18 protein-coding genes are annotated in these 20,552 nt (G+C 70.0%); 5 read left to right on the forward strand and 13 right to left on the reverse strand.

Annotation, left to right across the window (positions count from 1 at the left end):
* Positions 1-2 precede the first annotated feature (2 nt).
* The 3 genes from ACIBH4_RS18390 to ACIBH4_RS18400 are packed head-to-tail and all read right to left on the reverse strand — an operon-like array spanning position 3 to position 2,994.
* Positions 3-515, reverse strand: a complete 513-nt coding sequence (locus ACIBH4_RS18390) for an aromatic-ring-hydroxylating dioxygenase subunit beta (protein WP_362504426.1) — start codon at positions 513-515, stop codon at positions 3-5.
* Positions 512-1,831 carry an aromatic ring-hydroxylating dioxygenase subunit alpha gene (locus ACIBH4_RS18395; protein WP_362504429.1) on the reverse strand — a complete coding sequence of 440 codons (1,320 nt, stop codon included), beginning with the start codon at positions 1,829-1,831 and terminating at the stop codon, positions 512-514. The genes ACIBH4_RS18390 and ACIBH4_RS18395 overlap by 4 nt, the downstream gene beginning before the upstream one ends.
* Positions 1,828-2,994 carry a glycosyltransferase gene (locus ACIBH4_RS18400; protein WP_362769072.1) on the reverse strand — a complete coding sequence of 389 codons (1,167 nt, stop codon included), beginning with the start codon at positions 2,992-2,994 and terminating at the stop codon, positions 1,828-1,830. Before ACIBH4_RS18400 ends, ACIBH4_RS18395 begins: the two co-directional genes overlap by 4 nt.
* A gap of 653 nt (positions 2,995-3,647) precedes the next feature.
* On the opposite strand from ACIBH4_RS18400, the gene ACIBH4_RS18405 reads away from it, so the two are divergent.
* The 3 genes from ACIBH4_RS18405 to ACIBH4_RS18415 all read left to right on the forward strand — a co-directional run bounded on the left by ACIBH4_RS18405 (position 3,648) and on the right by ACIBH4_RS18415 (position 6,059).
* The gene (locus tag ACIBH4_RS18405; RefSeq protein ID WP_362504435.1) at positions 3,648-4,223 is read left to right on the forward strand and encodes a hypothetical protein; all 576 of its coding nucleotides are present in this window, start codon (positions 3,648-3,650) and stop codon (positions 4,221-4,223) included.
* A gap of 239 nt (positions 4,224-4,462) precedes the next feature.
* Positions 4,463-5,092, forward strand: coding sequence for a methyltransferase domain-containing protein (locus ACIBH4_RS18410; RefSeq protein WP_362504438.1), 630 nt, complete (start codon positions 4,463-4,465; stop codon positions 5,090-5,092).
* A 97-nt stretch (positions 5,093-5,189) separates the two neighbouring features.
* Positions 5,190-6,059: a sugar isomerase gene (locus ACIBH4_RS18415; RefSeq protein ID WP_362504441.1), complete on the forward strand. Its 870-nt coding sequence runs from the start codon at positions 5,190-5,192 to the stop codon at positions 6,057-6,059.
* A 6-nt stretch (positions 6,060-6,065) separates the two neighbouring features.
* Here the strand turns inward: ACIBH4_RS18415 and ACIBH4_RS18420 are convergent, their stop codons facing one another.
* The 6 genes from ACIBH4_RS18420 to ACIBH4_RS18445 form a co-directional block, all read right to left on the reverse strand.
* Positions 6,066-7,214: an NAD(P)/FAD-dependent oxidoreductase gene (locus ACIBH4_RS18420; protein ID WP_362504444.1), complete on the reverse strand. Its 1,149-nt coding sequence runs from the start codon at positions 7,212-7,214 to the stop codon at positions 6,066-6,068.
* An 81-nt stretch (positions 7,215-7,295) separates the two neighbouring features.
* A complete protein-coding gene (locus ACIBH4_RS18425) occupies positions 7,296-8,126 on the reverse strand; it encodes a PRC-barrel domain-containing protein (RefSeq protein WP_362504447.1) in 831 nt (276 codons plus the stop codon).
* 31 nt (positions 8,127-8,157) lie between these two features.
* Positions 8,158-9,381: a divalent metal cation transporter gene (locus ACIBH4_RS18430; RefSeq protein ID WP_362769075.1), complete on the reverse strand. Its 1,224-nt coding sequence runs from the start codon at positions 9,379-9,381 to the stop codon at positions 8,158-8,160.
* The gene (locus ACIBH4_RS18435) at positions 9,378-9,818 is read right to left on the reverse strand and encodes a hypothetical protein (RefSeq protein ID WP_362504453.1); all 441 of its coding nucleotides are present in this window, start codon (positions 9,816-9,818) and stop codon (positions 9,378-9,380) included. Before ACIBH4_RS18435 ends, ACIBH4_RS18430 begins: the two co-directional genes overlap by 4 nt.
* Before the next feature lie 249 nt (positions 9,819-10,067).
* Positions 10,068-11,033: an LLM class F420-dependent oxidoreductase gene (locus ACIBH4_RS18440; RefSeq protein WP_362504456.1), complete on the reverse strand. Its 966-nt coding sequence runs from the start codon at positions 11,031-11,033 to the stop codon at positions 10,068-10,070.
* A gap of 91 nt (positions 11,034-11,124) precedes the next feature.
* Positions 11,125-12,495 carry an NAD(P)/FAD-dependent oxidoreductase gene (locus tag ACIBH4_RS18445; RefSeq protein WP_362504459.1) on the reverse strand — a complete coding sequence of 457 codons (1,371 nt, stop codon included), beginning with the start codon at positions 12,493-12,495 and terminating at the stop codon, positions 11,125-11,127.
* Positions 12,496-12,940: 445 nt separating this feature from the next.
* On the opposite strand from ACIBH4_RS18445, the gene ctaD reads away from it, so the two are divergent.
* The gene (gene ctaD, locus ACIBH4_RS18450; protein ID WP_362505105.1) at positions 12,941-14,608 is read left to right on the forward strand and encodes a cytochrome c oxidase subunit I; all 1,668 of its coding nucleotides are present in this window, start codon (positions 12,941-12,943) and stop codon (positions 14,606-14,608) included.
* Positions 14,609-14,653: 45 nt separating this feature from the next.
* On the opposite strand, the gene ACIBH4_RS18455 is transcribed toward ctaD, so the two are convergent.
* From ACIBH4_RS18455 to ACIBH4_RS18465, 3 genes are read right to left on the reverse strand one after another with little or no spacing between them, the layout of a single operon-like run.
* Entirely contained in the window at positions 14,654-15,616 is a 963-nt protein-coding gene (locus tag ACIBH4_RS18455) for an MBL fold metallo-hydrolase (protein WP_362769077.1), read from the reverse strand.
* 46 nt (positions 15,617-15,662) lie between these two features.
* Entirely contained in the window at positions 15,663-16,556 is an 894-nt protein-coding gene (locus tag ACIBH4_RS18460) for a serine/threonine-protein kinase (RefSeq protein WP_362504464.1), read from the reverse strand.
* 25 nt (positions 16,557-16,581) lie between these two features.
* Positions 16,582-18,549 (reverse strand): N-6 DNA methylase, encoded by a 1,968-nt coding sequence (locus ACIBH4_RS18465; RefSeq protein WP_362504466.1) that lies wholly within the window; start codon positions 18,547-18,549, stop codon positions 16,582-16,584.
* Between the two features lie 84 nt (positions 18,550-18,633).
* Between ACIBH4_RS18465 and ACIBH4_RS18470 the strand changes: the two genes are divergently transcribed.
* Complete coding sequence (locus ACIBH4_RS18470; protein ID WP_362504469.1) at positions 18,634-19,437, forward strand: PP2C family serine/threonine-protein phosphatase; 804 nt, start codon at positions 18,634-18,636, stop codon at positions 19,435-19,437.
* Positions 19,438-19,578: 141 nt separating this feature from the next.
* On the opposite strand, the gene ACIBH4_RS18475 is transcribed toward ACIBH4_RS18470, so the two are convergent.
* Positions 19,579-20,409, reverse strand: coding sequence for a phosphoribosylaminoimidazolesuccinocarboxamide synthase (locus ACIBH4_RS18475; RefSeq protein ID WP_362504472.1), 831 nt, complete (start codon positions 20,407-20,409; stop codon positions 19,579-19,581).
* Positions 20,410-20,552: the final 143 nt, after the last annotated feature.

Here is a 20,552-nt window from a genome sequence, read left to right on the forward strand (position 1 = left end):
GATCACAGGATGATGCTGAGCTTTCCGTGCTCGTACAACGTCTCGTGGTCGAGCACCACGACCCGTCTCCTGATCCGGAACGCCTCGCCCTCGACGACGAGCTCGAACCGGTATTTTCCGACGTAGGTGTCAGAGCGTCCGTGCCCGAACCGGTACACGACGACATTCGCCGCCACGTCGAGGTGCGTGCCCCGATCGGTCAGGATCTCCACGTTGCTGATCATCCGATTTGTCCGCGACCGGGGGTTCTCGCACCACACCTCGCCGTTGAGGAGCTGTTCGATCCGCTGGCGTAGCCGGGCGGCATCGTCGTCGATGAGCCCGAGCGCGTCGGCCGTCTCGCCGCGGACGTCGGTGGCCGGCACCGAGTAGCGGATGTCGCCGGTCAGCATCTCGTCGTACCACTCGCGCAGGCGCCACTCGTCGAGCAGTCGCGCCTCACGGAAAAGGAACCGGCTCACCTGGTGCCACAACCGCACCTGGGCCGCTTCGTCGACCGTCAGCTCGATGGTCATCGTGGTTCCGCCCCTTGCATCTCGGCCCGGTGAACGACTTCGAGGTGACCGTCGTCACCGTGCATCAACCGGTCCCACTGCCGCCAGAACTCGCGGGCGGGAAGCTCGTCGGTCGTCTCCGGGACCTCCTTGTTCATGCCGCGTGACAGATCCGAGTAGCGGACCGTGCGGTTGAGATAACCCCGCTGGCACGACTCGACGATCTCGACGTCGTCGGGGGTGGCGAAGCCGGCGGGGCCGAGGAACGTCAGGTAGTGACTCTTGCGGAGTTCCCGGATGTCCGGATCCTCGTCCTTGGGGGCGAGGGCGACCGAGGTGATGGCCATCTGGCCTGCGCCGACCGGGTCGATCTTGCGGATCGTGATCGCGATCGCGTCGATGATCATCAGGTTGGGGAAGATCAGCACCGCGCGATTGGTGCCGGTGATCCGTTCGGCGCGTTCGGCGCCGAACCGTTCGACGAACCGCGCGGCCGTCGCCTCGATCCGGGGCCGGACCTCGGTGCCGAACATCGGCGTCCAGTAGGCGAGCGGACGGGCCGCCGCCGGTGGCAGCTCGTTGGCTCCGTGCCCCAGTCCGAGGGCGCGGCCGAAGCCGCCTCGTCGTCGTGGTGGCACCGACCCCAGCGACTCCATGTAGCCGACGTAGCGCTTGTGCAGGGCACGGAAGTGGTAGATGTCGACGCTGTTCTCCATCATGAGCTTCCAGTTGGCCCGGGCCCCGTGGAGTTGCGCCCCCTGGATCACCTCCATCCCGACCTCCGACTGGTCGTCGATCAGGTCGAGGTACTCCGTCGCACCCGCCAGGTACTCGGTCAAGGTGCGCGGCTGCTCCGGATCGAAGGTGACGAACACGAAGCCTCGGTAGCCGTCACTACGGTGCTGCGCCAGGCCGAAGTCCGCCTTGCGAAAGCCCGGCCCGTACCCGTCGGGGATCGGGACCCCGACCAGGTCGCCCTGGTTGGAGAACGTCCAGTCGTGATACGGGCACCGGAACGATCTGGCCTGCCCGGCCGGTTGCGAGCAGATCAGGGCACCGCGGTGGGTGCAGCTGTTCGCGAACACCCGGATCACCCCGTCGGACCCGCGCGCCATGACCACCGGGCGCCCGCCGACGTCGCGTGCCACGTAGGAGCCCGGCCCCGGTACCTCCGATTCGTGCCCGACGTACAACCAGCAGCGATCGAAGATCCTGGCCATCTCCTGTGCGGCCAGGTCGTCGTCGGTGTAGGCGCGGCGATCCACCCGGAACGAGAGACGCTCAAGATCATCGATCACGATCGGGTCGCCCACCGGCCGCCGCGGTTCGATCGTCACTGCTCCCTCTTTCGCTGTAGCGTCTCGACCGTGCCGATGACCAGCTCGGCCGTGCGCACGGCGGAATCGCCGCACTCCGGCTGCGCGGCGCGCAGCCGGGCCCGGTAGTCCCGGGCGGGATCGAGCAGATCGGTGACGGCGTCGGCGACCGCCTGCTCGGTGACGCCGGTCGGCTCCAGCATCGTCCCGAAGCCCGCGTTGTCCACGAAGTACGCCTGGATGGGCTGGTCCACGGCCAGCGGGACCACCAGCATCGGTGTCGCGGCCCGGATCGACTCCGCCACGGAGTTGTAGCCGCCGTGGGTGATGAACACGTCGGCGCGTTCGAGCACCTCACGTTGCGGCAGATAGGGAGCGGTGAGCACTTCGTCGGGCAGTGCGAGCTCCTCGGCGAGATCTCCCACCGCGGCGATCACCTGTGCACCGGTCGCCGCCGCCCCGGTGATCACCGTGCGCAGCAGGTCCGGCCGCCGGTAGAAGATCGTGCCGAAGGAGACGTACACCAGCGGGCGGTCGGGGTCGATCCGATCCAGGCCCGAGAAGGCGACCTCGTCGCCGCGGGTCCCCGCCGCACCCGGCAATCCGACCAGCTGCACACCGTCGTCGGTGACCGCGTCGTCCCCGACGAGAGCGGGAATCGTCGGCATCAGGTTGAGAATCGGCGAACGCGCCGAATGGGTCCGGGCCGACCACAACACCCCGTGCCCGGTCAGATAGGCGCCGACCTGCTCGTCGTACGGCCAGCGACCTCGTCGATGCTCGCTCGGGCATACTCCGCCCAGGTTGGCCCAGATCATCCCGTACGGCACGCCGGACGCCTCCGCGCCGACCATGGCCGACGCCGTGACCGGCAGCGAATCGACGAGCACGAAGTCCGGTGCCGTCTCACGGAGCGCCTTGGCCGTCTGCTCCGCCACCGGCGACGACTGGAGCATGGGGCCGATCTTCGCCGGGTCGCCGCTCCACGGCGCCATCTCGACCTTCCCGATCGTGTGGACCCGCGTCTCGCCCAAGGCCTGGCGACGCTGCTCGTCGATCGCGCCACCGTCCGCGGACAACAGCAGCAGCGCAACCTCACTGCCGGCGGTTCGGAGCGCATTGACCACCGGAATGTACGGGTTCAGGTGACCGTGCTGAGTCGTGGTGAGGAGGGCAACGCGCATCAAATCTCCGATCCATCGAAAGAAGACGACCAGGCCGACTCAGAATCTGGCTCTGGATGCACCACAGCGGCTACGACCGCGACATCCTCCTGCCTTCGGAAAACGAGTCGAGACGGCGACGCGCGAACGGCGGAACTCCGCTTCCGGACAGGCGAAAACGCCCGGCAGGCGAAAGGGACCGTCGACGTCCAGGCACTGCTGTGAAGCTCTATGCATTCCCCACCATCGCCGAGGGGGCACATCGTGTCAACGACGTCTAAATCGTGCTTTTGGCGTGAATTTTATGAATTGATAGGGATTGTACGTTTTTCGGGGTAACTCCTGATCAAGGAGGGCATTCCTGATGAGTAATGTGATTCAGACACTCCTGAAAACAGGCCTGGAGCACGCCTCGGTGGCGCGCGGGAAGCCCGGAACATCGGGTCGCGAGGTCGAGGGCGACGCGAGTTCTCCGCAGCACAGGCGTTCTCCGCGGCAGGGGTGGGAGACCTGCCCGAAATGTGCCTCCGCTCTGTGACGGAAGGGGTCCTCACCGTGTTCCGGGTGAGGGCTTTCCGTGGACGTCACCTCGGCCGCGCTCACCTCTTGGAGGCGGTCCCGGTCCGGTGGGCCCCATAATGATCGACGGCATTTGCCGATCAATAGGGGGTTTTGTGAAGAAGCTCATGGTCGCCACGTCTCTCGTCCTGGCCGGTGTCGGCACGGTGGCCGCGCCCGCGCCCGTGCTGGCCCGGTCGACGGCCTCGGGGGCCGCGTCGTCGCTCGTCACGGCGACGGGAGGTGAGGCGTCCGTCGCGAAGTGCCAGACCCGCAGCATCAGGTCGCTGGCGAACGGCAGGTACGTGTCCGCGGAGTTCGGCTGGCCGGGCGACAAGTACGGGATGCTGCGCGCCCGCGCCACGAAGGCCGGCCCCTGGGAGAGGTTCTCGATCTGCTACAACGGTCGCAACTACACGATCAAGTCCCTGGCGAACGGCAGGTACGTGTCCGCGGAGTTCGGCTGGTCGGGAGGCGACCGCGGGATGCTGCGCGCCCGCGCGTCCTCGGCCGGTACCTGGGAAAGGTTCCACATCGCCTCCTGCGGGACGGGCTGCGTGTCGATCAGGAACCTCGCCGTCCCCTCCCGGAACTACGTGTCGGCGGAACTCGGCAACAGGGGCGACAAGTACGGGATGCTGCGCGCCCGCGGCTCGAAGATCGGCCCCTGGGAGAAGTTCAGGGTGCAGTAGGGCGCATTTCGGGCATTGCCGTGGACCGAAGATCCAGGTTCGCGGCGGATGTCGCGGGAACGGGACCCGGGACCGGTTCGTTGGCAGGGAAACCAGGCGACCGGCCGAGGTGACGGGGTGCGACGACAGGCGGGCGGAGTCTCGGCCGGATGACGGTCATCGCCCGGACAAGGGCGGTGCTTCGCCGTCCTGTGGCGACGAAGTGATCTCGCGGGGTTCCCGTTCCAGAAGGAGTCTTGATGCGTCGTACCACCACGGATGCCGACGTGCGGCGGGTGTTCGACCGGATGGCGGATCGGTACGACGACCAGATGCGGGTCTGGGAGCGGCGCCTGTTTCCGGGGAGCAGGGAGTGGGCCGTCGGGCAGGCGCGCGGCCGTACGGTGGAGATCGCGGTCGGCACCGGGCTCAACCTGCCGCTGTACGACGCCGATGTCACGGTGGTCGGGATCGAGCTGTCCGAGCGGATGCTGGAACTGGCGCGGCGGCGGGTGGCGCGGGAAGGGCTCGGCGAACGGGTGGAGTTGCGGCAGGGTGACGTGCAGCGCCTGGAGTTGCCCGACGGCCACGCGGACACCGTGCTGTCCACGTTCACGATGTGCACCATCCCGGACCCGGCGGCCGCGGCGCGCGAGGCATACCGCGTGCTCAAGCCGGGCGGCAGGTTCGTGCTGGCCGAGCACGGGCCGTCGAGCAACCCGATCATCCGCGCCGGGATGCGGGTGGTGGAACCGCTGTTCGTGCGGTTCGAAGCCGACTATCTCACCCGCGACCCCCGGCCGTTCCTGGAGCAGGCGGGGTTCCGGATCGAGTCGGTGTCCCGGATGACACGCGGCGTCAGCTTCCGGGTGCTCGCCGTCCGGCCGTGACCCGCCGCCGTCCATCCGTGCGATTCCGGCGTCGGTGAGGCGCTGGACCCTCGTGAGCGGGGTACGAGGGTGAACGGGCATCGATGAGGAGGCGCACGTGGCGTACGTCCTGGAGGAGATCGCCGGCCAGCCCGCGTGCTGGCGGCAGGCGCTGGATCTCGGCGCGGCGAGTCCGGCGGGGCTGCCGGAGACGGGTGAGCGCGTCGCCGTGATCGGCTGCGGCACCTCGCTGTACATGGCGCAGGCGTACGCGGTGCTGCGCGAGCGTTCCGGGCAGGGGGAGACCGACGCGTTCCCCGCCTCCGAGCTGCCCGCGCGCCGCTACGACCGGCTGGTCGCGATCACCAGGTCCGGGACCACGACGGAGGTGCTGCGCGCCCTCGACGCGGCGGGTGACGTCCCGACGGTCGCCATCACCGCCGACCCGGCGACCCCGGTGACCGGCCTGGCCAAGACGGTGATCGCGCTGGAGTTCGCCGACGAGCGTTCCGTGGTGCAGACCAGGTTCGCCACCAGCGCTCTCGCTCTGCTCCGCGCGCACGTCGGGGAGGCCCCCGCCGACCTCGCGGCCCAGGCCGAGACCGCGCTCACCACACCGCTCCCCGAGGGGGCGATCTCGCGGCGGCAGTTCACCTTCCTGGGCAGCGGCTGGACCAACGGCCTCGCCCAGGAGGCTGCGCTGAAGCTCAGGGAGGCCGCTCTCGCCTGGGCGGAGGCCTACCCCGCGATGGAGTACCGGCACGGGCCGATCAGCATCGCCGACGAGAACAGCCTGGTGTGGTTCTTCGGCGGTCAGGAGAAACTGCTCGACGACGTCGCCCGCACCGGAGCCCTGACCACGGCCACCACCCTCGACCCGCTGGCCGACCTGATCCGGGCCCAGCGGCTCGCGGTGGAGCTGGCCCGGTCACGCGGCCTCGACCCGGACAACCCGCGCAACCTGACCCGCTCGGTGATCCTCGGGTAGTCGCCCTCAGCGGCGCCGGGCGGCGTTCAGCAGCCAGCGGCGGACCACGGCCAGCGCCAGCGGCAGCGGTACGGTGCCCGCCCCCAGTCCCACGTCGACCAGCAGGTCGAACACCTCCTTGCGGCGGGCGGCGGTGTCGATCGCGGCGTCGATGAAGCCGGGTGACTGGGAGGCGAGGGCGAGCACGTCGGTGGTGCGCAGGTGCCGGCCGAGGGCCTTTCTCAGGCCGCGCCGGTAGGCGGGCAGCGGGTCGTCCGCCGCCTGGACGGCGGCCTCCCCGGCGAGCCGGCCCGAAAGCAGCGCGTAGAAGATGCCCTCGCCGGTGAGCGGGTTGATGAGACCCGCGGCGTCACCGGCGAGCATCACCCGCCCCGAACCCGGCCCGGGGCGGCCGGGGGAGAGGGGAAGGTGGTGGGCACGCAGGTCACGGGCGTTCACGTGGGGCAGCAGCTCGGCGAGCCGTCCGTGCAGCACCGTCTTGCCCGGCAGGCCGGTGGCGTGCAGCCGGGGCAGGAGCATGCCGTAGCCGACGTTGGCGGTGCCGTCGCCGATCGGGAACGACCACGCGTACGCGGGCCACCCGTCCTGCTGCATGAAGATCGACTGGACGTCGTCGTCGGCGGGCACGTCGGCGTAGCCGCGCACGGCGATCGCGGTGTGCTTCTCGGGGGAGGGGGAGACGCCGATGAGGCGCCGTACGGTCGAGTTGGCCCCGTCCGCGGCGACCACGGCGCGGGCGGTGACGGTGCCGTCGAGAACCACGTGATCGCCGAGAGCGGCGAGCGCGCGGACCTGGTGACGGCGGACCTCGACACCGCGGGCGCGGGCGGCGTCGACGAGGCGGGCGTCGAAGACCTTGCGGGGCACGACGTGGTTGGACCTGGCGGAGGTGGCCGAGACGCGGGCGCCGCCGGGGGAGACCACCGCCAGGCGCCGCGTCGGCCGGTAGTCGGCGATGAGGTCGGGAACGCCCAGCAGGGCGAGCTCGTCGCGCCCGTGGGCGGCAATGCCGTCACCGCAGGCCTTGTCACGGGGGAAGTCGGCCCTGTCGAGCAGCAGGACCCGCGCCTCGGGCCTGAGCTGTCTCGCGCGCAGGGCCGCGGCCGCCCCCGCGGGCCCGCCGCCGACGACCACCAGATCCCAGACGTCATCCACCCCGGGGAGCCTTCCCCGTACGCCCGGGGGGAACCGCCGCGCGGTGGATCTTCCTGGCGGTACGTGCGGGACCGGGCGAGGTCAGCTCGGGTCGGGTTCGTACAGCTCCCTGAGCGGCGACAGTTCGCCGACGGGTACGGACAGGCGTACGGTCTCACCGCCGAGTGTGGCGATCTGGGACCAGGTGGCGAACCGGCTGTTCCGGTGCAGCCTGCGGATCACCTCTCTGACCAGCCAGGGGGCACGGCCGCCGGGCCCTCGCTCGTAGCCGAACAACCGGCCGGTGTGGCGGGGCACCACGATCAGTCCGTTGAGCCGGAAGGCGTTCCTCACCTCCTCGATCAGCGGCCCGTCCTGGTCGAACCGCACGTCGGCGACCTGGCCCACCTGGCGTCCGCCGGAGTCGACGACCGGGCGGCCGATGAGGTCGCTCACCCTGGGCGGACGGCCTTCGCCTCCTTCGCCGCCTCTCCGGCCACCTCCCCCGCTTCGGCCGGTGTCGTCCCCGTCGTCGCGTCCGCCCTCGCCTCCGTCCCCGTCGCCGCTACCGGGGATCTTGGCGATGATGTTCTTCCTGGCCCACCGTTCCAGGGCGGGCTCCGCCTGCCGGCCCGCGACGGTGACGGCGCTGCCGATCTCGGTCACCAGGACCATCGGGACGCGCTGGGGCTCGGGGTGCGTCTCGGGTCTCAGCAGGCTGGTCACGGCGACCATCAGGCGTCCGGGGACTCCTCCGATCCGCGGGCCCAGGGCGAGCGGTCCGTACAGGATCGCGGTCAGGTAAGGGCGGCCCTCGGCGTCGTGGCCGAGCTCCAGATCGTCGACCTTGCACAGCAGGTGGCCGTCGCCCGCCAGTACGACCTGACGGTCCAGCAGGTGCAGCTGGGCGTGGATCCGCCTGGCTCCGGTCATCGGCCCGCCCCCCTCGCAGCCGTCGCCCAGGTCATTGTCCCGCCTTCGTCGCGATCATCAGGGGGATCGCGGCCACCGCGACCACGAGGAGCAGCACCATGTACGCCGTCCCCAGGGTGTTGGAGAGGCGGCCGTTGACCCGGTCCCCCATGTAGTCGGGATCATTGGAGATCATCAGGACGGGCAGGTAGGTGAGGGGGAGTGCGGCGGCGGCGAAGACCAGCGAGTACTCCGTCACCTTGATCGGGTCGATGGTCGTCAGGATCAACGCGGTGGCGACGATCACCACGGCCAGGACGACCGCGTGGAACCGAGCCGCGTCCCGGGGGCGGACGAACTTGCCCCACTGCCAGCCGAAGTACTGGCTGATGGTGTAACCCGACGACAGCGCGGTCTCCAGAGTCGCCCCGAACGTGGCCGCGAACACCCCGAGGATCACCGCGGCGAGTCCCACCTGTCCTAGGCCGAGTCCCACCGGGAGCAGCATCTGCCCGAGCGTGTCCACCTGGGCGTGCACCGGGAAGAAGACGGTCGCGGCGCAGGCGGCGATGGCGATCGACAGGAACCCGCCGAGCGGGAAGCCGACGAAGACGTTGGCCCGCTCGGTCACCAGGTCCCGGCGCGTCCAGCGCTCCTCGACCCCGCCCGAGGAGAAGAAGAACACCTCGTAGGGCGTCATCGCGCCACCGAGCAGAGCGATCGCGTAGTACCAGTAGGTGGGCACGCCCTCGTCGGGCGGCGGGTGGGTGAGCTGGGCACCCAGCTCACCCCAGTCGGGTCCGAGCTGCCACAGCGCCACCGCGAACACCACCAGCGCGAGTCCGGCCAGCCCGAAGACCCGTTCCATCGTCTCGAACTTCACCCGCCACATCACCAGCCACGCGACGAACGCGACACCCGGTACCCACAGCAGGTAGTTGACTCCCGTCGCCAGTTCCAGTGCCAGGGCGGCGCCGCCGATCTCGGCGGCGAGGGTGAGGACGTTGATGAAGAACGACGCCCCCAGATTTGCCAGACCCGCCCGGGGTCCCAGTCGCTCCCTGACCAGGTCGAAGACGGGCCGTCCCGAGACCGCGGCGATCCGCCCAGACATCTCGGCGAACAGGCAGATGCCCACCACCCCGACGACCACCACCCAGGCGAGAGACATCCCGAACCTGGCCCCGACCAGGGCGTTGGCCACCAGGTCGCCGATGTCGACAAAACCACCGAAGGCGGTGAGGATGCCCAGCGTCACGGCGAACAGCTTCTTCACCGGTGCGCCTCCCCGAACCTCCGCAGCTCCGCGGCCAGCTTCTCCAGCTCGCGTGCGGCCCGTGCGGGGTCCTTGACGCCGTCCCGCCTGACCTGGACGAGCAGGTCGCTCACCTGCTCCTCGGCCCGCGTGGTCAGGTCCAGCACCTCTGCCTGGACCCGGTCGGCGGCCTCGGTCGGCGGCTGCACCCCGCCGAACTGCGTGCCGAGACCTCCTGTCTCCTCGGCTGCCTCGGTCAGCACCGTCTTCAGGTACGGGGTGGTCAGCCTGGCCTCGTTCGCGACCGCGAGGCGGACGATCTCCAGACTGGAGGCGGCCGCCTCGGCGGTCGCTGCGGCTTTCAGGGAGTAGTCGTGGTCGTCCCAGGCCGGGCTGACACATCCCGCCAGCAGCGCCGCCAGTATCCCGAGAGTCCCAAGAGCGCCGGGCCTCCTCATCGGCCCGGCCGCAGCAGGAAGTAGGCCAGCACACCCAGCAGGCCGAGCAGCTGCGCCCACGCCATGAGTAGCACGAGTCCCTCATCGATCACCTGAAGCCTGTGCCCCCGAACACCCGCCGTATTCCTGTCTCCCGGTTCCCTCACCCCAGGGAGGGGGAACCGGGGTGGGCGGGAGCCGGTGACCGGAGGTCGCTCGGGCCAGGGGCCGGGAAGCCGGTGGTCGGGGATCGGAGGGGACTACCGGTGGCTAGAGGTTGCTCAGGGCGGGGAGGAGCTCCTTCTCCGACCAGTCGAGGAACGCGTCCTGGTGCTCGTGGCCGATCTGGACGAGGGCGACGTGGGTGAAACCGGCGTCGGTGTAGGCGCGCACCGCCTCCACCACGGCGTCCACGTCGGGGCCGCACGGCACCTTGGCCGCGACGTCCTCCGGCCGCACCGTCTCGGTGGCGGCGGCGAAGTTGACGGGCCCCGGAAGCTCGGCCATCACCTTCCATCCGGCCACCGACCAGCGCCACAGCCGATGCGCCCGCTCCTTGGCGGCCTCCACGTCGGGGTCGTAGCAGACGGCGAGCTGGCCGTAGACGGGCTTGCCCGTGCCACCCTCCCCGGCGAACAGGCGTACCAGGTCCGAGTCGGGATCGGTCGCGACCAGCGCGTCACCGTGCTCGGCGGCGATCTTCCCCGACTGGCCGCCGGAGGCGGCGATCGCGAGCGGGATGGGCTGGTCCGGCAGGTCGTACAGCTTGGCCGAGTCGACGTCGAAGAACTCGCCGCGGTAGGTGACGTACCCACCCTCGAACAGCTCCCTGATGATCTGCACGGCCTCGCGGAACATCCCGTGCCGGGTGTCGGCCGAAGGCCAGCCCTGACCTGTCACGTGCTCGTTGAGGTTCTCCCCCGCGCCCAGTCCGAGCGTGAAGCGGCCCTCGCTCAGCACGCCCATCGTCGCCGCCTTCTGCGCCACCACCGCGGGGTGGTAACGCATGATCGGGCAGGTCACGTACGTCATCAGGGGCAGCTGCCGGGTGGCCTGCGCCACCGCGCCGAGCACCGACCAGGCGTACGGGGAGTGGCCCATCTCCTCCAGCCACGGAAAGTAGTGGTCGGAGATGACCGCGTAGTCGAAACCGACCCGCTCGGCCGTCGTGACGTCCTTGACCAGCTGCCTGGCGGGCGTCTGCTCACACATCATCGTGTAACCGATCTTTGCCATACTCCGCCCCTACCCGGCTTTCCGCGAGCATCGCCGGAAGAGCCGAAAACATCGCCGTCCTTTACGAATCACCCGCCTTTGAGCCGCTCGTCTACGAGCCGCCCGCCTTCGACGAGGCACCCGCCTTTCGTGAGGCGTCCGCCTTCGACGCCTCCCCGTCCGGGGCGTGAGGGGCCTCGGGGGTGGTGTGCTTGAGCGGGACCGCCGAGCCGCGGACCACGTCCAGCTGGACGGTCTGGCGGGGCGTCAGCAGGTCCAGCAGCCAACTTCCCGCGATGCGCGCCCGGTTGCGCGGGATGGACAGCAGATGGTAACCCCGGGTGACCACCTTGGCCGCCATGCCCGACAGCGGCACGCCCAGCGGGTTCGCGGCGGCACCGGTCCCTCCCAGGTCGACGACGAACCCCAGGTCGCTGTGCTTGTACGGCTTGAGCCGTCCGTGGCCGTAGGAGGCGGCGATGTTGCGGGCGGCCTGCCTGCCCTGGCGGCCGGCGTGCTGGGCGGTCATCGCCGTGTACTCGCCGGGCCGGGTGAGGTCGGGGACCGCGGCCGCGTCGCCGCAGGCGAAGATCTCCGGGTGGCCGGGCACCCTCAGGTACTCGTCGACGCGCAGACGCCCCTTCACGGTCGGCAGGCCCAGGGACTCCACCATCGGGTCGGGGCGCACGCCGACGCACCAGATCAGGGATTTGGTCGGTACGAACTCCCCGTCGGAGAGCTTCACCCCCTCAGCCGTCGCCTCGGCCACGCTCGTATCGGTGAGGATCTCCATGCCCCGCTCGGACAGCGTCCGGTGCGCGCTCCGCGACAGGCGTTCGTCCAGCTCGGGGAGGATACGCGGGGCGATGTCGGCGAGGATCCAGCGCATCGGCTGGTCACGCAGCCTCGGCCGGTGCCTGCGGAGGGCGTTCGTGAGCAGCTGGCCCTGCGCCGCGACCTCGGTCCCGGTGTACCCGGCGCCCACGACCACGAAGGTGCACCTGGCCGCACGCTCCTCGGGGTCGTCGGACGCGTCGGCGAGCTCGACCTGGCGGATCAGGTGGTCGCGCAGGTAGAGGGCCTCGACGATGCTGCGGAAGCCGTGGGCGTACTCGGCGACCCCGGGTACGGGGAGGAGTTTGTTGACGCTGCCGACCGCGACCACCAGGCGGTCGTAGCCCAGTTCGCGGTGGTTGCCCTCGGCGTCGGTGCACTTCACGCGGCGCGCCTCGATGTCGACGCTGTCCGCCGTGGCGAGCAGATACCGTACGCCGGGATAGTCGCCCGCCAGCGGGACCGCCACCTTGCGGGCGTCGAGGATGCCGGCCGCGACCTCCGGCAGCAGGGGCAGGTAGAGGAAGTAGTCGGTCGGATTGATCAGGACGATCTCGATCGCGCCCTTCGCGATCCGGGAGAGGGTACGGACCGCGGTGAAACCCGCGAACCCTCCTCCGATCACGACGACTCGTTGTCGTTCACCCATGACGTCGCTCCTTTCGGCACTCCGTTTCCAGCGGCGTGCCCCCTCTGCCCCCGGGTCAAGCGTGATGGGCCGTCCCATGTTGCCCATGCGGCGCGTACGGACGCCGCGGCGAGCGGGGGACGCGGGTCGCGGAATGATCGGGGAGCGGATAAGGAGGATTAATCGCCAGGTCATCGCGCGGGCAAGATGGCGAGGCGGGCGAGTGGGAGCCGCCTTCCCTGGGGATGGCCGGGAGAAGGCGGTGGAATCCAGATGCCGCGCCGATTTGAGGATGATCCGGTTTGTTGGAGGATCGGCCGACTTGAAACGGCCGGTTCGGGGGCGGGTCCGCTTCGGGGATGGGCCGGTCCGAGGATGGCCTGTCTTCCGGGAGGGCGGGTTCGAGGGCGAGCCGGCTCGAAGGGAGTGGGTCGTGACGACCTCCGAACAGTCACGCGAGGAGCCGCTGACCTCACCGTTGGCGCCACGTGCGAAGGAGCCGGGCTCGATCGTCGTGCGCTGGCTCACCAGCACCGACCACAAGGTCATCGGCTACATGTATCTGATGGTGTCGTTCGTCTTCTTCCTGTTCGCCGGGCTGATGGCCATGGTCATCAGGGGGGAGCTCGCCCAGCCGGGACTGCAGGTGTTGACCACGGCGCAGTACAACCAGCTGTTCACCATGCACGGCACCCTCATGCTGCTGCTGTTCGCCACGCCGCTGTTCGCCGGATTCGCGAACGTGGTCATGCCGCTGCAGATCGGGGCGCCCGACGTGGCCTTCCCCCGGCTCAACATGGTGAGCTTCTGGCTCTTCCTGTTCGGCGGGATCATCGCGAGCTTCGGTTTCCTCACCGGCGGGGGCGCCCCCGACTTCGGCTGGACGGGGTACACGCCGCTCTCCCACGCGACCTACTCCCCGCAGCTCGGTGGAGACCTGTGGATCGTGGGCCTGACGATGTCCGGGCTCGGCACGATCCTCGGCTCGGTGAACTTCATCACCACGATCATCTGCATGCGGGCCCCGGGGATGACGATGTTCCGCATGCCGATCTTCACCTGGAACACGCTGCTCACCGGTGTCCTGGTGCTGATGGCCTTTCCGGTGCTGGCCGCCGCGCTGCTCGCCCTGCTGGCCGACCGCAAGTTCGGCGCCCACATCTACGACCCGCAGACCGGGGGGCCGATCCTGTGGCAGCACCTGTTCTGGTTCTTCGGCCATCCGGAGGTCTACATCATCGCGCTGCCGTTCTTCGGCATCATCACCGAGGTGATCCCCGTCTTCAGCCGCAAGCCGCTCTTCGGCTACATCGGCCTGATCGGCGCGACGATCGCCATCGCGGGGTTGTCGATGACGGTGTGGGCGCACCACATGTTCGCCACGGGCCGGGTGCTGCTGCCGTTCTTCTCGTTCATGTCGTTCCTGATCGCGGTCCCGACCGGGGTGAAGTTCTTCAACTGGGTCGGCACCATGTGGCGGGGGCACATCTCATTCGACACGCCCATACTGTTCGCCGTGGGATTTTTGGTGACGTTCCTGTTCGGCGGGCTGACCGGGGTCATCATGGCCTCCCCGCCGCTGGACTTCCACGTGCACGACTCGTACTTCGTGGTCGCGCACTTCCACTACGTGGTCTTCGGCACCGTGGTGTTCGCGATGTTCTCCGGCTTCTACTTCTGGTGGCCGAAGATGACCGGCAAGATGCTGAACGAGAAGCTGGGCAAGCTGCACTTCTGGACGCTGTTCATCGGCTTCCACGTCACCTTCTTCGTCCAGCACCTGCTGGGCGCGGAAGGCATGCCGCGCCGCTACGCCGACTACAGCGCGCTCGATGGGTTCACCACCCTCAATCTGATCTCCTCCATCGGCGCCCTCCTGCTCGGCCTCTCCACGCTGCCGTTCCTGTACAACCTCTGGTACACCGCGCGCCACGCTCCGCGCGTGACGATGGACGACCCGTGGGGCTTCGGCAACTCGCTGGAGTGGGCCACCTCCTGCCCCCCGCCCCGGCACAACTTCACCTCGATCCCGGCCATCCGTTCTGAACGGCCCGCCTTCGACCTGCACCATCCGAGGGTGGCGATGCAGCCGCGCCAGCTCGACCCGACGGCGGGGCTCAAAGAGGAGATCTGACCGGCGGCACGGTGGTGACGCGACGGACTGGCAGGGGGTCCGGGCTCAACGAGGCGGTCCGCTCCCTTCCCTGTGCCCCTCCCAGGGGCTACCCGCGGCGCGGCCGAGGGCGATCTCGGTGGTCTCCTCGGGGTACGGCGACAGGCGTACGGCGTCGGCGGGGGTGAGCAGACCTGCCGCCACCCGCTCGCACAACTCGGCGAGGGCGGCGATCTCCGCGTGCTGTGCGAGGACGAACGCGCGGTCGACCGGGTCGCCGTGCCCGGGAACGACCGTGCCACCGGAGCCGGAGCCGGAGCCGGGGCCGGAGCCGGAGGTGGAGGTGGTCGTGTCACCGGAGGCGGGGAAGAACTCGGTCGTTCCATCGGGACCGGGACCGTCGTCGGGCCGGTCGAGCAGGCCGAGGAGCCCGGCGAGCGTGGCGGGCCATTCGAGGGGATAGGCGTCCTCGTAGGCAGGCGGCGCGCCGTTCTCCACCAGGTCCCCGGCGAAGATCACCCCGGCGTCCGGCACGTGGACGACGAGGTCGTTGCCGGAGTGGCCGCGGCCGAGGTGGGCGAGGACGACCGGGCGGCCCCCGACGACGAGCCGCGTCCGGTCGGCCACGAGGTGGTCCGGCGGCACGATCTCGGTCCTCGCGATGTCGTCGGCGATGTCCGGCCGCTCCAGATCCCGGTAGTACCGTTCCCACTCGTCCCTCGCCCGGCCGCCGTTCTCGACCAGGTCGGCGCGGCAGCCCTCGTGCGCCCAGACCGGGCAGTCGAGGAAGGACCGGGTGCCGAAGCTGTGGTCGAAGTGCGAGTGGGTGATCGCCACCGTCCACGGGTCGCGGGTGATCCGTCTCACCTCCGCGAGCAGCTCCGCCCCCTGCCGCTCATCTCCCCGCGTGTCGACCACCAGGCAACCGCCGTCGCCCATGACCAGCCCCACGGACAGGTCCAGCTCGGCGTACCGCCGCACGAGCACCCGGTCCGCCACCTCGACCCATCGACCTTCCACGAATCGCATTCTCCCCCCAGCCCGGAACCTCAGCCCAGGACCTCGGTTCAGGGCCTCAATCCAGGACCCGGCCGACCATCCGCGCGTACATCCGCCCCGGGCTCGGCACCGACGACGGGTGCAGGAAGCCGGGAAGCATCGGCAGGTCCACCGCGAAGGGCTGCAGCCGCTCGTAGAGGACGTCGGCTCCCGAGGGACGGTTGTCGGGGTCCTTCTCCAGCAGGTCGGCGAGGAGGCGGTTCAGCTCGTCAGGGATGCCGGGCACCGGTGGCGGGCGTTCCTTCACCTGGCGCTCGAACACGGCGTACTCGGTGGGGCCGGTGAACAGCTGGCGGCCCGTCAGCATCTCGTGGATCACGCACCCGAGGGCATAGAGATCGCTGCGGGGGCCGGACAGGCCGCGCTGGATCTGCTCGGGAGCCATGTACGACGGGGTGCCGAGAATCTGGCCCACCCGGGTGAACTGGGTGGAGTCGGCCTCGCGCAGCACGGCCAGGCCGAAGTCGAGGACCTTCACGCTCCCGTCGGGGCAGAGCATCAGGTTGGTCGGTTTCAGGTCGCGATGGCAGACGGAGAGCGCGTGGGCGGCCGTCAGCACCGCGCACGCCTGGGCGGCGATCGCCGCCGCCCACGGCACGGGGAGCGGGCCGTGCTCGCTGACCACGTCGGCCACGGTGACGCCCTCGATGAACTGCATCACCTGGAAGAGCCGCTGGTCGAAGGTGCCGAAGTCGTACAGGACCGGAGCGCCGGGGTGCTCCAGCCTGGCCAGGATGCGGGCCTCGCGCAGGAAACGCCGCTTCAGCTCCTCGTCTGGGCCGGTGAGGAACTTCAGGAACTTGACGGCCACCCTGCGGTCGAGATGCTTGTCGTGACCGCCGTAGACGGCCCCCATGCCTCCCTGGCCGAGAGGGAGGTCGTCGAGGACGTACCGGTCGCCGATGACCATCGACCCTCCCCTGGACCTGAGGGCATCAAGCCCTTTGGTCGCACGGTCGGAGATGACCGTCGACCAGTCCGTCAAAGCCTAGCCGGATCAGCGTTTCCCCCAGCGTCCGTGTTTCGCGCAGTTTGTCCTCAAGGTCGAACAGCTCACGGAAGGCGGTGCCGTACATCCGCTGGTCGGACAGCGGCAGCACGGGCACCCGCGCCCGCCGCACGTCGAGGCGGCTGGAGCTGGGATGGACCCTGGCCGCGTCGGCCGAGCGCAAAAACCCGGCGAGGAACCCGGAGTCGAGCCGCTGCGGATCGACCCGGTAGAGCGTGAGCTGCGGGCCGAGCGCCGCGCCGCCGTGGGTGATCACCCTGACCGCGCCCAGCACGGTGGTCACCACGTCACCCGGCCGGATCATGACCAGGGCCGGGTCGAGGGTGGTCCGGCCGGAGGGCGGCGTGCCCGCCGCGGTGTCCTCGGCGGTCAGCACCGGCAGGGGGCCCTCGTCGGCGGACATCCTCGCCGGCGCCTGCAGGATCGTGATCAGTCCCGCCTTGGCCAGCTCGCCGACCGTGGTGGTCGGCAGGTCCTGCCGTTCGGCGAGCGGCTGGAGGGCGGGGGTGGCGTCCGAGAGCAGGGCCGAGGTCTCCTTGAAGCCGGCCAGGGCGTCGGTGAAGTCGCGCAGGAGGTCGGGGCCGCCGTGCTGCGGGCGGCGCCTGGACGGGGCGAGGTCGACCTCGTCGTCGAGCAGGTCGATGATCCGCACCGTCCTGCTCTCGCCGGACAGCTCGGCCTCGGGATCCTTCTGGTACGCGCGCCAGGCGGGCTCCACGATCGACAGGTCGTCACCGGCGTCCACCAGCAGCAGCCGGGACGGCGGACGCCCGCCGTCGGGCCTGCGGAGAATCCACAGGTCGGGGCCGCCGGGTGCGAGCGTCACCACGGCACGCAGCGCGCCCGCCCGGAGCAGGTTGCCACGGATCCGCTTGCCGGGACGGCGGCTGGCGGCGGCGGTGGGCATCAGGATCGCCACCAGGCCACCCGGTCTCACCCGGGCCAGGCAGTGCTGCACCCACGCCAGCTCCGACTCCCCGCGCGGCGGCAGCCCGTACTCCCAGCGCGGGTCACCGGCGAGGTCCTCATGTCCCCAGACCCGCTCGTTGAACGGCGGGTCACAGACCACGGCGTCGGCGAGCTCACCGGCGAGGCGATCCTCACGCAGCGAGTCGCCGGCGACGATCCGCGCCTCCGCACCGCGCAGCAGCACCCGTACGGCGGTGAGCAGCGCGTTCGACTCGTTGATCTCCTGTCCCATCAGGACGTTCTTCCGTCCCGACCGGGCACGCCCCTTGCGGCCCGTCCGTGATCCCGTACGCGGCCCGGCGAGGGAGCCCGCGCCCAGCAGCAGTGTCCCGACGCCGCACGCGGGGTCGAGGACGACGCCTCCCTCCCCGGCCGCGAGCCGGACCATGAGCGCGGCCACGTCGTCCCTGGTGACCGGGAGCTGGCGGGAGTGGGCCTCGGCGTAGCGTTCGAACAGGAACTCGAAGACCTCCAGCGGGTCGCGCTCGGCGGCCAGCTCGGCCACCAGCCGGACGAGGGCGAGGTCGTCCAGAAGAAGATCGGCGGAGCCGGGAAGATCCGTCGTCACCTCGGCCACGCGGGTGAGAGACTTCGTACCATGATCACGCCAGAGGGCGGGTTCACGGCGCAGGAAGAGCAGGAACGCGCCGACCCTGCCCACGAGTTCGCCCAGTCTGAGGTCGTCGACCGAGGTGCGCATCCGCTGCCAGACCAGGTCACCGAGCGAGACCTCGAACGACTTGCCGTTCGCGCGCAACCACACGGCGATCTCGGGCAGGGAGAACAGTGGGCTGGAGGTGGTGCCGCCCACCGGCTGGGGAAAGTCCTCGTGGCGGCGGCGCCAGTTGCTCACCGCAGCCCTGCCGACCCCGGCGAGCCGGGCGATGTCGCCCGCGTTCACGGTGATCTCCTGACTCTCCTCCATGGTGGGTCACAGTAGTTGACCGTGCCGCAACGGTCTACAACGACTTTGCTTGTGAAGTGCTTCAACCAATGATTTACTGCCCTCATGGCACTGAACCAACCACTTGCACTGCGCTACGCGGCCCGCTCCGACGTGGGTGTCCGTCGTGAGGCGAACGAGGACTCGGGCTACGCGAGTGCGCGCCTGCTCGCCATAGCCGACGGCATGGGTGGTCACGCGGGTGGAGAGGTCGCCAGTTCACTTGCCGTCACAGCCATGGCGAAGCTGGACGACACCCTGCCCGCCGACGGTGTCGACCTGCTCGCCGCGCTCAAGGGCGCGGCGAGGGACGTGAACCACACGCTGCACGACATGAGCGAGCAGGACCCCACGCTCCGCGGCATGGGCACCACGTTGACCGCGATGCTCTGGAACGGTGCCACCTTCGCCCTGGCCCACGTGGGAGACTCCCGGGCCTACATGCTGCGCGACGGCGCCCTGTACCAGATCACCCACGACCACACCCTGGTCCAGTCGCTGGTGGACGAGGGGCGGATCACCCCGGAGCAGGCCGCCGAGCACCCGCGCCGGTCGATGGTGCTGCGGGTCCTCGAAGGCACCGGCGACGGGGAGCTGGACCTGTCGCTGCGCGAGGCATACCCGCAGGACCGCTACCTGCTCTGCTCCGACGGCCTGACCGCCGTGGTCGGCCCCGAGACCCTGTTCAACACGCTGACCGAGATCTCCGACCCCGACGAGGCCGTCCGCCGGCTCATCGACCTGGCCAACCGGGGCGGCGGCCCCGACAACATCACCTGCATCGTGGCCGACTTCGGGGCGCCCGTCGGCGCGGCCCAGCCGGGCCCGGCCATCGTGGGCGCCGCGGTCGAGCGGAAACTTCCCCTCTGACCCGCGCCCCCGCGGACGGCCGAGGATGCTCTTCCGCAGGAGGACCCCCGTCCCGCGGGCCCTGGCCTCCGACGCTCACCGAGGGCACTCGCTCTCGGCATTCAGCAGGTCACGCGGCTTCGCGGGGCCGGGCTCCTGGTCTCACCAGGTTTTGCCGGTGATGCGTTCGTACGCCTCGATGTAGCGCTGCCGGGTGACCTCCACGACCTCGGCGGGCACCTCAGGGGCGGGCTCCTTCTTGTCCCAGCCCGTGCCGGTCGCCCAGTCGCGCACGTACTGCTTGTCGAAGGAGAACTGCGCGTGGCCGGGCTCCCACCGGTCGGCGGGCCAGAAACGGGAGGAGTCGGAGGTGAGCACCTCGTCGCCGAGCACGAGGGTGCCCTCGGAGTCCCAGCCCAGCTCGATCTTGGTGTCCGCGATGATGACGCCCCGCTCCGCGGCGAGCTCGGAGCCTCGCCGGTAGATCTCCAGCGTGATCCGCCTGAACTCCTCGGCGACCTCCGCGCCCTCCAGGGCGACGACGTCCTCGAAGGAGATGGGCTCGTCGTGCTGCCCGAGCGGCGCCTTGGTGGACGGGGTGAAGATCGGCTCGGGAAGCTTGGAGCCGTCCAGCAGTCCGGGCGGCAGCGGTACGCCGGAGACCGATCCGTGCTCCCGGTACTCCTTCAGCCCGCCCCCGGTCAGGTAGCCGCGCGCGACGCACTCGACCTTCGCCATCTCCAGCTTCCTGCACCGCACCGCGCGCCCCTCGAACTCGGCGGGCACGTCGGTCGCCGAGATCACGTGGTTGGGCACGATGTCGGCGAGCCGGTCGAACCACCACAGCGACAGCCGCGTAAGGATCTTCCCCTTGTCGGGGATCGGGGTGGGCAGGATCACGTCGTACACCGACACCCGGTCGGACGCCACCAGGATGATGTCCCCGCGGTCCTCGTAGACGTCGCGGACCTTCCCTGAATGAAGAAGCTTCACTGCGTTCCTTGCTCTCGCTCGACCCGGCGGCCGCCTCGCGGGCCACCGGCCGCTGACCGACACCTGCCCACCGTATTCGAGATCAGGCGACGACCTGGCAACCGGGCACCCCCATCACCTGCTCGGGGGAGAGTTTCGCGACC

Origin of the sequence: Streptosporangium sp. NPDC050284 (assembly GCF_044459525.1) — a bacterium.
In the GTDB taxonomy this organism is placed as follows: Bacteria; Actinomycetota; Actinomycetes; order Streptosporangiales; family Streptosporangiaceae; genus Streptosporangium.

Bases quoted from the DNA above. Each gene is read 5' to 3' on its own strand.
- ACIBH4_RS18400 (WP_362769072.1), bottom strand. From the start codon at position 2,994: ATGCGCGTTGCCCTCCTCACCACGACTCAGCACGGTCACCTGAACCCG.
- ACIBH4_RS18425 (WP_362504447.1), bottom strand. From the start codon at position 8,126: ATGACCGGAGCCAGGCGGATCCACGCCCAGCTGCACCTGCTGGACCGT.
- ACIBH4_RS18435 (WP_362504453.1), bottom strand. From the start codon at position 9,818: ATGAGGAGGCCCGGCGCTCTTGGGACTCTCGGGATACTGGCGGCGCTG.
- ACIBH4_RS18390 (WP_362504426.1), bottom strand. From the start codon at position 515: ATGACCATCGAGCTGACGGTCGACGAAGCGGCCCAGGTGCGGTTGTGG.
- ACIBH4_RS18440 (WP_362504456.1), bottom strand. From the start codon at position 11,033: ATGGCAAAGATCGGTTACACGATGATGTGTGAGCAGACGCCCGCCAGG.
- ACIBH4_RS18455 (WP_362769077.1), bottom strand. From the start codon at position 15,616: ATGCGATTCGTGGAAGGTCGATGGGTCGAGGTGGCGGACCGGGTGCTC.
- ACIBH4_RS18465 (WP_362504466.1), bottom strand. From the start codon at position 18,549: ATGGAGGAGAGTCAGGAGATCACCGTGAACGCGGGCGACATCGCCCGG.
- ACIBH4_RS18470 (WP_362504469.1), top strand. From the start codon at position 18,634: ATGGCACTGAACCAACCACTTGCACTGCGCTACGCGGCCCGCTCCGAC.
- ACIBH4_RS18445 (WP_362504459.1), bottom strand. From the start codon at position 12,495: ATGGGTGAACGACAACGAGTCGTCGTGATCGGAGGAGGGTTCGCGGGT.
- ACIBH4_RS18460 (WP_362504464.1), bottom strand. From the start codon at position 16,556: ATGGTCATCGGCGACCGGTACGTCCTCGACGACCTCCCTCTCGGCCAG.
- ACIBH4_RS18410 (WP_362504438.1), top strand. From the start codon at position 4,463: ATGCGTCGTACCACCACGGATGCCGACGTGCGGCGGGTGTTCGACCGG.